This is a genomic window from Dactylosporangium sp. NPDC051541, from assembly GCF_044454505.1.
In the GTDB taxonomy this organism is placed as follows: Bacteria; Actinomycetota; Actinomycetes; order Mycobacteriales; family Micromonosporaceae; genus Dactylosporangium.
In genome coordinates, this window is sequence record NZ_JBITDU010000008.1 from 247231 (window position 1) to 259513 (window position 12283).

Below are 12283 nucleotides of genomic sequence, written 5' to 3' on the forward strand. Positions count from 1 at the left end.
CCTTACCTGATGATGAGTGCGATCACGATCAACGCGACGACCACCAGCACGCCGGCCACCACGGGCCAGGTGTGGCGGTTGCCGCCGCGGTCCGGCGCGGGTGGGGCGGGCGGGGCGGCGACCGGGCGGCTCGCCACGGTCACGAGGTCGGCCACGCTGACCTGCAGCGCCCGCACGGCCTCGGTCACGTCCTGGTCGGTGGCCCGCTCCACCCGGTCCGGCGTCAGCGGCGACGGCAGCAGGCGGGCCCGGTGCGCGGCCGGCAGCGCCGATCGGGCGGTCTCCAGCTGCCGGTCGACCTCCCGGCGGAGGCGGTCGTGGCGGGCGGTCGCCGCCTGCGCCTCGGCCCGCACCCGCTCCAGCTCCCGGCGCCGGCGTTGGGCCTCGGCCTCGGCCTGCTGCTCGGTCCGGGCCGGCAGCGCCGCCAGGTCGCCGATGGCGCGCAGGTAGTCGTCGTAGGCGGTCATCGCTGCTCCCAGTCGACGCGCAGCAGGGTGTTGGCGTCGGCCCGGGTCAACGGGGCCGTCGGCACGATCGTCACCGGGGCCGGGAACTCCTGCCGGTCGTACAGCAGGCCGCGGTTGTCCGTCGGCTGCCAGGTGACTGTGTGCCCCATCAGGTCGACGACGTCGCGCGGGGAGACGCGCAGCGCGAGGACCGCGTCGGTCTCGACGGACGCGTCGAAGCCGAGATGCGTGCGGTACATGCCGACGCTGGTCCACCAGGCGATGAGGTGTGTGCGCCGGGCCGGCCCGTCGCGCAGGACGGCGCGGAGCACCTCGACGTCGCTGACCATGTTCTCGTCGAGGGTCGCGAGGGCGCCGGCCCGGTCCAGCGCCGGAGCCAGGACGTAGTGGGCGTCGCCCGCCCCGGCCGGCTCGGCGAGCCCGGCCGCGATCCGGCGCAGCTCGGCCCCCAGTTCCGTATGGGGCACGACCCGCAGGGGCAGGCCGAGCCGCTCCAGCAGCCAGCCCAGCGCGTCCAGGCCCGGCTCCGCCGCCGCGCCGGGCCGCCCGGGGTCGAGCAGCGTGAACCGGGCGTCTCCGGCCGGGTGCTGCAGCGCGAGGGACACCGCGGCCGCCTGCATCGCCCCGAGCGCGAGGTGCTCGGCCCCGTCGCCGGCCGAGCGGCGGCCGCCGGCGCCGAGGATCGCGAGGTGCCGGCCGGGCTCGGCGGCGAAGACCACGCCCTCGGCCCGCAGCGGGTGGGCGACGGCCAGCCCGAGCAGCCCGATCCGGCCCGCGGCGGGGTCGGCCCGGGCGACCGCCCGCAGGTCGCGCAGCCGCTCCACGGCGTCGACGAGGGTGACCGGGCGGCCGCCCTCGAAGACCTCGGGTGGCGCCGCGCCGGCCGGGCGGGCCAGCCAGCACCGCCGCCGGACGGCGTCGAGGGTGGCGTCGTCGGCCGCGGCGACCGTCACCCGCTGGTTGGCGTCCCGGCGGCCGAACTCGAGGTTCACGATCGCCTCACCCCGGTAGCGCAGCTCGGCCGCGTCGGGGTTGTGCTGGTCGAGGACGGCGCGGGACTCCCCGGCCGAGTTCTTGAACGCGACCCGGATCGGGAACTGGGCGTAGATGCCGTCCTGCTTGGCCAGCAGGGCGGCGATCCCGGAGATGGTCTGGGAGGCCAGCAACAGGTGGATGCCGTAGGCGCGGCCCTGCTTGGCCAGGCGCTCCAGCAGGCCGGCGGCGCGGGTGGTGGTCTCGTCGTCCTCGGCGAACAGGATCTGGAATTCGTCGATCACGACGACGATGCGCGGCATCACCGCGTCGGGCACCCGGGCCCGGTAGGTGGAGAGTTTGTCGCCGTACGGCTTGATGATCGCCGCCCGCCGCCGGAACTCCCCGACCAGGCTCTCGAGGACGGCCACGGCGAACTCCCGGTCGGTCTCGAAGCCGATGACGGCCGCCTGGGGCAGCCAGTCGCGGCTGGCCGGGGTGGACGCCAGCGCGTGGAACGTCACGCCCTCCTTGAGGTCCAGCAGGTACAGCCGCACCTCCTGCGGGCTGTACCGGGCCGCGAGGGCGTGTACGACGACCTTCAGGAAGTTGGACTTGCCCTGGCCGACGGCCCCGGTCACCAGCAGGTTGTGCCGCTGGGTGCGCTCGTCGCCGAGGACGAGCTCCACGGCCTGCGCGCCGGACCGGCCGATGGGCACGCTGATGCCGTCGGCGCTGGAGCGCGGCGGCGTGCCGGGCGGGTCGAGGAGGTCCGCGAGCGGCAGCTCCGGTGCGGCCGCGGCCTCGCCGGCCCGGGCCACCGCCTCGGCCGCCTCGGCGAGCAGCCGCGGCGCGATGGGCGGGTCGAGGTGGACCGCGACCCCGGGCCGCCGGGACCATCGGGGCGACCCGCCGGTCGCGAGCACGTCGACGCCGTGCAGGGCGGCCGCGGCGTCGACCCCGGCCGGGGGTGCGACCGCGGGGTCGTGGTGGATGAGGAAGCTGATCCCGCAGCCGGGGCCGGAGCGCAGCAGCGCGGCGAGGGTCGCGGCCGTCTGCTGGGTGAACCCGGCCGGGAAGTCGGCGATGGCGACGAGCCGGAACTGCTCGATCGGCTGACCGGCGGCGGAGCGCAGCCCGGCGAGGGTCACCGGGCGGCCCTGGCGCAGCTCGTTGATCCGCTGGACCTCGGCGGTCAGCCGCTCCAGCAGCGCGTCGAGGTCGCCGGGCGTCGTCCCGATGTCCCCGAGCAGCCCGCCGCCGGCCCGGCGCAGCGCGGCGAACGGCGCGAACAGGCCGCGCAGCTGCGGGTCGAAGGCGTGCAGGGCCAGCTGGCCGGCGCCGGTGCCGAGCAGCGCCCGCAGGGCGATGGCGTGCAGCGGGCCGAGGTCGCCGCCGCTGCCCTCCAGCACCAGGCCGGCCTGGTCGAGCAGCGGCACCAGCAGCGGGACGGCGGCCTGGCCGGGCACCGTGAGCCCGCCGGCCCGGACGTGGGTGGCGACCGCGAACGGGTCGGCGGACGGCCGCGGCGGGCGGCCCCACGCGTCCGCGGCCGCGCCCGGGGCGAGCGTGCCGACGGCCCGGGTGAGGGCGGCGCGGGCCTGGCCGGCGGCGGCCAGACCCTGTTTCGCGCTGCGCTGCCGGTACCGGCGCAGCTGCTGTTCGATCGCATCCTGACCGGCGGCCACCGCGGCGGCGGTGGCGGCCTCGGCGGCGGCCAGGACGCCGAGGGTCCGGGCGCCGGCCCGGGCGACGCGGCCGGCCGCCGCGGTCAGCGCCGGGACCGGCGTGCTGGTGGGCGTGCCCTGGGTCATGCGGGGGCCGGCCGGGCCTCGTCGGCGCTGCGGTGCCCGACCACGACCTGGGCCGGGCGCAGCACCCGGTTGTCGATCAGGTAGCCGGCCCGCCGCTCGTGCAGGACCCGGCCCTGGTCGGCGTCGGAACGGACCGGCACCCGCTCGACCGCGTCGTGCCGGCCCGGGTCGAACGCCTCACCGAGCGCGGCCATCGGCCGGATGCCGCGCCGGGCCAGCACCTCGCCGATCTCGTCGAGGACGGAAGCGAGCAGGGCGGCCGGGTCGGCGCCGGCCCGGCCGGCCGCGCTGACCCGGTCGGTGACGAGCAGCAGCTCCCGGCACAGCGGCGCGATGAACTGCCCGACCAGCTCGGACCGGGCGAAGTCGAGCTCCTGGCAGAGCCGGTCGTAGAGCTCCTGCCGGCGCCGGTCCTCCAGCAGCCGCCGCTGGAACAGGTCACGCAGCTGCGCGACCTCGTCGGCGAGGGCGGCCACGTCGGCCGTCCCGGTGCTCACTTGCCCCACCGCACGACCTGGCCGGTGAGGTGCTTCGCGGCGTGCTCGTAGGCGGGCTTGCGGTGGCGGGTGACGTAGATCGCCACGACCGCGGCCGCGATGCCCCCGCCGAGGAAGATCCCGCCGGCGACGGCCCCGCCGTCACCGCTGCCGATGCCGCCGCAGAGCCCGCACAGCGAGGCGGCCAGCACGAACGCGTACACCTGCCAGGCGCCGCTGTGCACCCACATCATCTCCCGGCTGGTGTCGGCCAGGCGCTGCAGCTCGGCGACGGCCTCGGCCGCGTCCTTGTCCTTGAGGTTCAGCTTCAGGATCCGCCGCGCGTGCTTCTCGAGCAGGGCCGCCTGCGCCTCCGAGGTCACGATGATCGTGCCGTCGCGGAGCAGGGTGATGGAGGCGCGGGCCGAGGACTCGAGGGCGGCGCCGAGGTAGTACTTGAAGAAGTCGTTGTCCGGGTGCTCCTTGACCACCGCCTCCATGATCTTCAGGGCCTTGTGCGGCTCGTCGGTGGCCAGCTGGACCTGGGCGATGGCGGTGCGGGTCACGGGGTTGCCGGGCGCCTGCCGCAGCGCGATCTCGAACTCGCGCATCGCCTGGGCGTACTTCTCCTGCTGGGCGTAGACCTCGCCGAGGTCCTGGTGGTAGTCGGGCTCCTCCGGGGCGATGCGGATCGCCTCGGCGAACTCGAACTCGGCGTCGGCGGCCTGGCCGAGCAGAAACGACGAGTGCGCGCGGACGAACCACGCGCCGTGGTCGCCGCCGCGCTGGTTGGTGGCCTCGCGGGCGGCCCGGTGCGCGGCGCCGGGGTTGCCCATCTCCAGGTAGGCGCGGGCCCGGTCGAGCCAGTCGGCCTCGCCGTCCGGCGGCGCGGCCTCCGGTGCGGCCTTGCGCTGCTCCGGCAGCCGCCGGTCGTATGCGGTGCGCTGCCCGGCGTTGAGCAGCGTCCGCTCGGCCTCGTCGATGTTGCGGACCCGGGTCTCGGCCTCGCCGCGCCGCTTGGGGTCGGCGCTGGCCTGGCGCTTGATCCAGACCCGCCGCTGCTGGCTCACGGCGGCCTTGATCTGGTCCGTGTCGGCCGTCTCGGGGATCTGCAGGATCTCGTAGTAGTCCACAAACGTTGCGGCAGTCATCAACCCACCTCGGTCGTACGCATCTTGTCGGCCGCCTCGGCGACCTGGTTCTTGGACATGTTGGCGATGTTGGACACCTCGAACGTGCCCAGCGACGTGTGCGCGGTGAGGTCGTTGACCTCGACGAACACGGTCTGGTCGATGTCGTAGGCGTAGATCACTTCGATCGGGGCGCCGGCCGGGTAGGGCGGGATGCGCACCATGAGCGGCTTGTCGCCGGTCGCGTTGCGCACGTAGCCGGGGTCGGTGTCGTCGCCGATCGTGACCTGGATCTCGACCTGGGACTGGTTCTCGTGCACCGTGGAGAAGTAGCTGGGCCGCTTCGCCGGGATCTTCGTGTTGTGCGGGATGATCACGGTGTTCTCCAGCCGGCCGGAGTCCGGGTTGAGCGCGAGCGTGCCCAGGCCGTGCGAGGTGACGTCGCCGATCTCGATGCGGGCGCCGTTCACCGTGAGATCCGGTGCGGCACCGCGCTCGGACTCGATCAGCCGGGCCTGCACCGCGGCGCCGAGCGCGACGATCTCGTCGGGGTGGATGCGCCGCTCGATGGGGCGGCCGATGTCCGTCTCGACCATCCGGCGGACCATCGGCATCCGCGTCGACCCGCCGACCAGCAGGACCCGATCGATGTCGGTCCAGGCCAGCCCGGCGTTGTCGCGGACCATCTCGGCCATCTCCCGGGTCCGGCTCAGCAGTGCCGAGGTGGCCGCCTCGAAGTCGTCCCGGGTCACCTCGAGGGTGATCGGCGCGGCCGACCCGCTCAGCACGACCCGGGCCTTCTCGACGCTGGACAGCGAGTGCTTGGCCAGCACCGCCCGCTCCCGCAGGGCCGCCTCGAGCTCCCCACCGTCGAGCAGGTCCTCCCCGCCGGCCGCCACGAACCGCTCGTTGAGCAGGCGCATCAGCTCGCCGTCCCAGTCGAAGCCGCCGAGGTTGCGGTCGCCGTCGGTGCCGAGGATGTCGAACTGGGCACCGTCGATGCGCAGGATCGTGACGTCGAAGGTGCCGCCGCCGAGGTCGTACACCAGGATCGAGCCGTTGAACCCGGAGGCGAGCCCGTAGGCGATGGCGGCCGCGGTCGGCTCGTTGAGGACCCGCACGACGTCGACCCCGGCGATCCGGCCGGCGTCGCGGGTGGCCTGGCGCTGGGCGTCGTCGAAGTAGGCGGGCACCGTGATGACGGCCTCGGTGACGGGTGCGCCGAGGGCCAGCTCCGCGTCCTCCTTGAGCCGCTTGACGATGAGCGCGGAGACCTCTTCGGGCCGGTAGGTCCGCCCGTCCGTGGCGTCGAACCGCCAGGCCGGGTCGCCCATCGCCCGCTTGACGAACTCGACGACGTCCAGCGGTGCCGTCGTGGCGGCCCGCTTCGCCATGGTGCCGACGAGCGGCACGTCGCCCTGGAACAGCACGACGGAGGGGGTGATGGACTCCCCGTCGCGGTTGGTGAGCACCTCCGGCTGGTCGAACTCGTTGACCACGGCGACCGCCGAGTAGGTGGTTCCCAGATCGATTCCGACAATCTGCGTCAATGTCGTTCTCCAGACTCCAAACGCTGTTTCTGGTACAGCTTGTGCGCGCTTCATCGCCGCCCGACGAAATCGCCGCACGACAATGCACTGGCTCGTTCGGCCGCAATTCGGCGGCTCGGAGCATCGCTCACGGCCGAGCGTGGGTGACGGTGCGATTACAGACAAGGGCCCGCCGCGAGAAAGCGACAATTGCCGACGCGCGGCGCCCGAACCTCCCAACGCGTTCACCCGATCGGACCGCGGCGGCCCGATGACCTGACACGGCGAACGCCCGCCCGGGCAATGCTGGCGGAGGAACCGGTGATGGCCCATCCGAGCTATGGACCCAGGTTTCCCAAAGACTTCGGATCACGTCGATCGAACTGCCGGTAGACCCGCCGGCCCGGAAAGCCGGAATGGATGGGCCATATATTGGTGGTCGCCTCATCCCTTTGCGTGAGCGAGCAGCCCGGCGCCGCCACATATAGTGTTTGGTCGACGTATCGGCGCCGGATGCACAAGGGATGGGTTCGATCATGCAATGTCCGTCGTGCGGCAGTGAGCGGACGCGGGTCAAGGATTCCCGGCCGTGCGGCGGGGAAACGGTGCGCAAACGGGTCTGCGAGGGCTGCGGCCAGCGTTTCTCGACGGCCGAGCGAATCACCGCGGAATATCTCCAGGTGCGCAAGCGGGACGGGCGCACGGAGCCGTTCAGCCGCGCGAAGATCCGCCAGAGCATCATCAAGGCCGCGGCCGGCGTCGACCTGCCGCCCGCGGACGTCAACGCGTTCGTCGACCGGGTCGTGCAGGTGCTCAACCCGGACGCCCCGGACCTGCCGGTCCCGAGCCGCGACATCGGCCGGCTGGTGCTGCAGCAGCTGCACGGCGGCGACGCCCGGATCGAGGTCATCCGGGTCCGGTACGCGATGGTGTTCATGGGGGGCGTCCGCGGTACCGACGGCGGCTTCCAGCGGTTGAGCGACTTCCTGGAGTGGCTCGGCGCGGAGTACGGCCCGGCCCGCCGGCTGCAGCCGGAGTCGACCCCGTGGGCCGTCACGAAACGCGGCGGCCGGGTCGAGCCGTTCCAGGCCGCGAAGCTGTCGCGCAGCATCGGCATCGCCGCCGAGGGCCGGGGGTCCGAGGAGCGCATCCGCAGCATCGCCCTGCACACGACCACCCAGGTGCAGGAAGCGCTGCGCGGGCAGGCGCTGGTGACGTCGCAGCAGATCGCCGCCGAGTCGCTCAAGGCCCTGCGCGGCCTCGACCCCCTCGCCTACCTGCGGTATGCGTCGGCGGTGAAGCAGTACCGCTCGATCGACGACTTCTGGCTCGACGCCTGGGGTGTCATGTTCGCCGACGAGCGCTGATCACGGCCCGTCCGGGGCGGGCGTCCCCATCGTCAGGCCGGCCGCGCGGCCGGCGCGGACGAACTCCTCGCGGGTCGCGTGCATCGCGGCCAGCGCCCGCAGCTTCGTCGCCACGGCCGGCGGCAGCTCGCCCCGCCAGCCGGCCAGCCGGACGAGCGCCTCGGCCCGGAACTCGGCGTCGCCGTGCTCGACGAAGTCGCCGTATTCGCTGATGTAGCGGCCGATCCAGTGCATGAGCCGGCCCAGCTGCCACAGCGCCGAGTCGCGGGCCTCCTCCAGCTTGAGGGCCGCGTGCTCCTCGTCCGGCCACCGCTTGAGCCGCTCGACCGCGATCAGCTCGGCCCGCAGCCCGTAGACGTACTCCCACAGCCGCGACAGCTGCTCCTCCCGCAGCGCGACGTCCGGCGCCGACAGATGCGCGTCGGTCAGGCTGGGGCTGTCGCCGCTGATCTCCGGCCGCACCCGCTGCCCGCCGCGGGGGATGTAGTTCTGGCTGTCCTCGTGCAGCTGGCGGGCGAGCTGCCGGAGGATCTTCGGCACGATGGCCCGGCGGAAGTGGTCGACGTTGTAGCCCGTCACCTCGGCTCCGGCCTGGTATCGCTGCGACAGGTTGTGCCGGCGCGCCTTGCCGCCGACCTTGAACAACACCACCGCCCCCGCGGCCAGGTCGTGCTCGTTGGCCGCCGGCATCTCGGCGATCAGCCGGGCCAGGAGCTCGTTGAGGGCCTTGACCCGGCTCAGCACGTCGTCGGCGTCGATCGACCGGGCCCAGACCCCGCGCAGCCCCAGCAGGTCCTCGTCGGCGCTCTGCTCGGTCGCGGGCAGCCCGTCGCGCATCAGCTTCTCCAGACCCTTGACCAGCTGGTCGAGGGCGGGCGGGCGGTCGTGCGTCAGCAAGGTCATCGCCACTCCGATGTCTGACGGACGGGTGGACCCCCAGTTTGCCCCCACTGGATCACGCTGCCCCGCACGCGGTCCCCGCCGGATGCTCCAAGTCGTTCCGGGACAACGCGTTCCGGCGTCACCGAGGAGCCCCGATCATATGCCCCGCAAGACCCGTCGCGACCTGCTCGGCCCGTGGCCGCAGCGCCGCCAGGAGATCCGCGAGAACGCCCTGCGGGAGCTGGCGCGGCAGCTGCGCGCCGAGCTCCGCGCGGCCCGTGCCTGAGGAGGCCCTGTGACGCCGAATGCGCGCAACGCCTCTCAGCCTGCTCCGGCGCGGTACCGCCGCCTACTGCCGGGCCAATGACCGGCCCGTCGTCCGCTTCGATCCGCGTGCCGTCACCTCCGACGCCCGCACCGGCCGCCGCATCGCCGCGGCCTATCTCGCCGGGCCGGTGGCCGACCCGGCGGCCGTGCCCTCCTACCGGGCGTTGCGGGCCGAGACCGCGGCCCAGTTCGAATTCCTGACCCGGCCCCGCGCCCGCGGTGGTCTCGGCGTCGACGTCCGGGTCGAGCCCGCGGACCCCTACCCGGACGCCGTCGCGATGATGGCCGACCTGCTCGACCGCGGGCGGCTGCGGGTGTACTCCACGGCCGCCGGCGGCAACCCGCACCCGTACCTCAGCGCCGACGACAACGACATGTTCCGCGCGGTGCACGACGCGTTCGGCCACGCGGCGACCGGCCGCGGCTTCGACCGGCACGGCGAGGAGGCGGCGTGGCGCAAGCACGCGACGATGTACTCCCCGCTCGCCCGGCCGGCCATGACGACCGAGACCCGCGGCCAGACCTGCACCTTCATCTACCACTTCCAGGGCGCCCGGTTCCCGGAGCAGAAGATGTTCCTGCTGCCCGCGCGGTTCTGGCGATGACGGCCGGCTGGAGCGCGGTCCGCGCCCTCTACGACCAGTGCCTGCGACCGGCCGGGACCGGCGGCCCGGTGCCGCCGCTCCCGGCCGTCCGGGAGGCGTTCGCCGCGGCGGCGGCCACCGTAGCCGCCCGGTACCGCGGGCACGAGGAGCGGTTCTGCGCGGACGCCCGGGCCGCGCTGGGGACGGGGTCGTTCGCGTGGTACTACCGTGACCCGCGCATCGTGCCCGGACCCGGCCGCCGGGGCACCCGGCCGTTCGAGAGCCTGGTGGAGACTGCGCGGCGGCGCCGGGATGCGGCCGCGTTGCGGCGCCGCCTGGCCGGCCGGGCGACGTCGGCGTGGCTGACCGGTTCGATGAGCTACGGGCCGTTCTGCAGCGTGGGCGGGGCGGTGGCCGGCCGGGCCGGGTCCGACCTCGACGTGCTCGTGGTGACCGCGGACCCGGCCGCGCTGGCCACGACCCCGGCCCGGCTGGCCGGCCTGGCCGGCGTCCACGGCCCGGACCTGGACCACCTCGCGTACCGGATCGCCCGGTACCGGTCCGGGTTCGACCGGCGGGTCACCTGCTTCAGCCACAAGCTGCCCATGTGGTCGTACGGCGGCGACCCGCTCCTGCCGCCGGACGTCGCCGACCCGGCGTATGTGCTCAGCCTCCACGTCGTGCCCGCACCCCTGTGGCGTTGGCTGCTCGCCGGGGACGGGCCGCCGATCCGCGGGCCGGTCGCCTGCCGGCCCGGTGACGTCCACGACTTCCGGGACACCGGTACAACGCGGCCGGAGGCGCACGTGGGGTTCGACGGCTCCGGTCACCGGCGGCCGCTGGCGACGACGGCCGTCGACGGAGGGTATCTGCGGCCGATCATCGCGCACTGCGTCGACGACACGGACCGGTATCACCCCGGGTTCTTCCAGACGATGGTGCGCCCGGAGCCGGTCGTGCTGTGGTCCGGGCCGGCCGGGCCGGCCTCGCCGGCGCGCTATCGGCGGCTGGTGGCGGAGCGGCTCGCCTACGAGCGGCGGGCCCGGCCGGACGAGCTGCTGCGGGGTGCGTTCGCGCACGTGCGCTACCCGTGGCTGCCGGGCCCGGCCGTCGCCGCCCTCGACCGGGATCACGGCAGCGTCCGTCCCGTGCGGAGGCTGATCCGGTGGGTGTGACCGCCGGCCCTGATCACCAGCTCGTCGTCGCCGTGGTCGAGGTGGCCGGCCGGGTTGTCGAGCTGAGCCCGGCCCGCCCGCACCGGCACGGCTTGGAAGTCGGCGCAGTCGGCCCGGGCGGTGAGCATCCCGAGGGCGCCCTGCAGCCCGGCGGCGGTGACCGGGGTCGCGGTCAGGTCCCACCGGGCCAGTTCGGCGGCGAGGGGGCCGGTGCGGGCGGCGACGTGCTCGAGGAGCTTCTGCCGCCACTGCTCCGGCGAGCCTTCCGGGGTGCCACGGTACCGGGGCGGCAACACGGCGACCGGGAACTCCCGGAACACGGTCGGCGCCAGGTGCCCCTGGATTGCTGGTAGTGCAAGGGGTTTCCCTCGGCGGCGGTGGCGGGGACGCCATCGAGCGGTAGGCGGCGCGTGGAGTACAACCGCTGCTTGAAGGGTGTCACGTTGTCGCGGATCGTGCCGCGGGGGTCGAGGCGGTGAACGGTCCGTATCACTTCAGGCCGGTGCCGGCGATGCCGCGGGCGATGTGCCGCTGCAGGAACCGGAACTCGCCGGCGCCGTCGATGCGGGCGGCCTCGATGAGCTCGTCGGGCCGGCCGAGCATGTATTGCCGCAGCAGGAACACGCCGGTCGGGGTCGCGGCCGGCGGGATGATGAGGCCCGCCGCCACGCACCCAGCCCGAGCTCCATGGCGGCGAGCGTAGTTGCACCCTCGGCAGGAATCGAACCTGCGGCCTCCGGCCCCGCATGCCGGCGCTCTGTCCACTGAGCTACGAGGGTTTGGGGTGCCCACCGGGAGTCGAACCCGGACCTTCAGAGTCACAATCTGATGTGCACGAACCCGTACACCATGGCGCACCGTATCCGCGCCAGGGTTCGAACCTGGGCCCTCCGCCGTGTGATGGCGGCGCTCTTCCGACTGAGCCACGCGGACTTGCTGTTCTGTGCCCCGGGCCGGCCTCGAACCGACGACCTCCGTCCTGTCGCGACGGCGCTCCCCCAAGCTGAGCTACCAGGGCCTTACTCCTACGTCGGGCAGGCCGGACTCGAACCGACGGCCTCACGCATCCGAAGCGTGCGCGCTACCTAACTGCGCCACAACCCGATTGCACTTGCTGTTCCGCGCCCCGGACAGGATTCGAACCTGTAACTACCGGCTTCGTAGACCGTCGCTCTATCCGTTGAGCTACCAGGGCTGGCGTCCCGTCGGCCGGAGTCGAACCGGCTGTCTCCTCGTTATCAGCGAGGTGCCTCTACCACGCAGGCCGCGACGGGGCGGTGTTGCGAGCCGAAGGCCGGAGTCGAACCGGCGGCCTCTGTCGTACCAGGACAGCGCTCTGGCCAAAGCTGAGCTACATCGGCGGGTGCGATTGTTGAAGGAACGTCATTCGTCGGAAACCGGGGAGTCGAACCCCGTGCGTCCTGGTCCCAAGCCAGGCCCGGTCACCGTGCCGGTCGTTTCCGCTGGAATGCATTGTTTTTTGCGCAGGATTCAGCCCCGAATGGCGTTTCAGGAATTGCGCACGAAAAAGCCGCCCGGGCCCCGGTCGGGGTGGGCGGC

At 73.6% G+C, this 12283-nt stretch carries 12 protein-coding genes and 8 tRNA genes; 4 read left to right on the forward strand and 16 right to left on the reverse strand.

Annotation, left to right across the window (positions count from 1 at the left end; all coding sequences use genetic code 11):
• Positions 1 to 2 precede the first annotated feature (2 nt).
• Genes ACIA8L_RS32900 through ACIA8L_RS32920 form a run of 5 tightly spaced genes read right to left on the reverse strand, consistent with a single transcriptional unit; the run spans position 3 to position 6409 of the window.
• Complete coding sequence (locus tag ACIA8L_RS32900; protein ID WP_395910514.1) at positions 3 to 467, reverse strand: hypothetical protein; 465 nt, start codon at positions 465 to 467, stop codon at positions 3 to 5.
• Entirely contained in the window at positions 464 to 3253 is a 2790-nt protein-coding gene (locus ACIA8L_RS32905) for an FtsK/SpoIIIE domain-containing protein (RefSeq protein ID WP_395910516.1), read from the reverse strand. Before ACIA8L_RS32905 ends, ACIA8L_RS32900 begins: the two co-directional genes overlap by 4 nt.
• The gene (locus ACIA8L_RS32910; protein ID WP_395910517.1) at positions 3250 to 3750 is read right to left on the reverse strand and encodes a nucleotide exchange factor GrpE; all 501 of its coding nucleotides are present in this window, start codon (positions 3748 to 3750) and stop codon (positions 3250 to 3252) included. The genes ACIA8L_RS32905 and ACIA8L_RS32910 overlap by 4 nt, the downstream gene beginning before the upstream one ends.
• Positions 3747 to 4880 (reverse strand): tetratricopeptide repeat protein, encoded by a 1134-nt coding sequence (locus tag ACIA8L_RS32915; RefSeq protein ID WP_395910519.1) that lies wholly within the window; start codon positions 4878 to 4880, stop codon positions 3747 to 3749. Before ACIA8L_RS32915 ends, ACIA8L_RS32910 begins: the two co-directional genes overlap by 4 nt.
• Complete coding sequence (locus tag ACIA8L_RS32920; protein WP_395910521.1) at positions 4880 to 6409, reverse strand: Hsp70 family protein; 1530 nt, start codon at positions 6407 to 6409, stop codon at positions 4880 to 4882. The genes ACIA8L_RS32915 and ACIA8L_RS32920 overlap by 1 nt, the downstream gene beginning before the upstream one ends.
• Before the next feature lie 515 nt (positions 6410 to 6924).
• On the opposite strand from ACIA8L_RS32920, the gene ACIA8L_RS32925 reads away from it, so the two are divergent.
• A complete protein-coding gene (locus ACIA8L_RS32925) occupies positions 6925 to 7755 on the forward strand; it encodes an ATP cone domain-containing protein (RefSeq protein WP_395910523.1) in 831 nt (276 codons plus the stop codon).
• Here ACIA8L_RS32925 and ACIA8L_RS32930 read toward each other — a convergent pair whose 3' ends face one another.
• Positions 7756 to 8658 (reverse strand): hypothetical protein, encoded by a 903-nt coding sequence (locus ACIA8L_RS32930; RefSeq protein ID WP_395910525.1) that lies wholly within the window; start codon positions 8656 to 8658, stop codon positions 7756 to 7758.
• Positions 8659 to 8797: 139 nt separating this feature from the next.
• Here ACIA8L_RS32930 and ACIA8L_RS32935 point away from each other — a divergent pair, with 139 nt between their 5' ends.
• Genes ACIA8L_RS32935 through ACIA8L_RS32945 form a run of 3 tightly spaced genes read left to right on the forward strand, consistent with a single transcriptional unit; the run spans position 8798 to position 10723 of the window.
• Entirely contained in the window at positions 8798 to 8923 is a 126-nt protein-coding gene (locus tag ACIA8L_RS32935; RefSeq protein WP_395910527.1) for a hypothetical protein, read from the forward strand.
• A gap of 19 nt (positions 8924 to 8942) precedes the next feature.
• Positions 8943 to 9569, forward strand: coding sequence for a hypothetical protein (locus ACIA8L_RS32940; RefSeq protein WP_395910529.1), 627 nt, complete (start codon positions 8943 to 8945; stop codon positions 9567 to 9569).
• Positions 9566 to 10723 (forward strand): hypothetical protein, encoded by a 1158-nt coding sequence (locus ACIA8L_RS32945; RefSeq protein ID WP_395910531.1) that lies wholly within the window; start codon positions 9566 to 9568, stop codon positions 10721 to 10723. The genes ACIA8L_RS32940 and ACIA8L_RS32945 overlap by 4 nt, the downstream gene beginning before the upstream one ends.
• Here ACIA8L_RS32945 and ACIA8L_RS32950 read toward each other — a convergent pair.
• From ACIA8L_RS32950 to ACIA8L_RS32995, 10 genes are all read right to left on the reverse strand, one after another.
• Positions 10678 to 11043 carry a hypothetical protein gene (locus ACIA8L_RS32950; protein WP_395910533.1) on the reverse strand — a complete coding sequence of 122 codons (366 nt, stop codon included), beginning with the start codon at positions 11041 to 11043 and terminating at the stop codon, positions 10678 to 10680. The two genes, ACIA8L_RS32945 and ACIA8L_RS32950, sit on opposite strands and share 46 nt — an antisense overlap.
• Before the next feature lie 169 nt (positions 11044 to 11212).
• Positions 11213 to 11392, reverse strand: a complete 180-nt coding sequence (locus ACIA8L_RS32955; protein WP_395910535.1) for an ABC transporter permease subunit — start codon at positions 11390 to 11392, stop codon at positions 11213 to 11215.
• A gap of 37 nt (positions 11393 to 11429) precedes the next feature.
• A tRNA-Arg gene (locus tag ACIA8L_RS32960) sits at positions 11430 to 11502 on the reverse strand.
• A gap of 1 nt (position 11503) precedes the next feature.
• Positions 11504 to 11581, reverse strand: a tRNA-His gene (locus tag ACIA8L_RS32965).
• Between the two features lie 2 nt (positions 11582 to 11583).
• A tRNA-Val gene (locus ACIA8L_RS32970) sits at positions 11584 to 11656 on the reverse strand.
• An 11-nt stretch (positions 11657 to 11667) separates the two neighbouring features.
• A tRNA-OTHER gene (locus tag ACIA8L_RS32975) sits at positions 11668 to 11741 on the reverse strand.
• Positions 11742 to 11753: 12 nt separating this feature from the next.
• Positions 11754 to 11827 (reverse strand) — tRNA-Pro (locus ACIA8L_RS32980).
• Positions 11828 to 11845: 18 nt separating this feature from the next.
• Positions 11846 to 11918, reverse strand: a tRNA-Arg gene (locus tag ACIA8L_RS32985).
• A 5-nt stretch (positions 11919 to 11923) separates the two neighbouring features.
• Positions 11924 to 11997: transfer RNA gene (locus ACIA8L_RS32990), tRNA-Ile, on the reverse strand.
• 11 nt (positions 11998 to 12008) lie between these two features.
• Positions 12009 to 12084: transfer RNA gene (locus tag ACIA8L_RS32995), tRNA-Thr, on the reverse strand.
• Positions 12085 to 12283: the final 199 nt, after the last annotated feature.

Coding starts and splice junctions, on each gene's coding strand:
- ACIA8L_RS32900 (WP_395910514.1), bottom strand. CDS start 467: ATGACCGCCTACGACGACTACCTGCGCGCCATCGGCGACCTGGCGGCG.
- ACIA8L_RS32905 (WP_395910516.1), bottom strand. CDS start 3,253: ATGACCCAGGGCACGCCCACCAGCACGCCGGTCCCGGCGCTGACCGCG.
- ACIA8L_RS32915 (WP_395910519.1), bottom strand. CDS start 4,880: ATGACTGCCGCAACGTTTGTGGACTACTACGAGATCCTGCAGATCCCC.
- ACIA8L_RS32925 (WP_395910523.1), top strand. CDS start 6,925: ATGCAATGTCCGTCGTGCGGCAGTGAGCGGACGCGGGTCAAGGATTCC.
- ACIA8L_RS32930 (WP_395910525.1), bottom strand. CDS start 8,658: ATGACCTTGCTGACGCACGACCGCCCGCCCGCCCTCGACCAGCTGGTC.
- ACIA8L_RS32935 (WP_395910527.1), top strand. CDS start 8,798: ATGCCCCGCAAGACCCGTCGCGACCTGCTCGGCCCGTGGCCGCAGCGC.
- ACIA8L_RS32940 (WP_395910529.1), top strand. CDS start 8,943: ATGCGCGCAACGCCTCTCAGCCTGCTCCGGCGCGGTACCGCCGCCTAC.
- ACIA8L_RS32945 (WP_395910531.1), top strand. CDS start 9,566: ATGACGGCCGGCTGGAGCGCGGTCCGCGCCCTCTACGACCAGTGCCTG.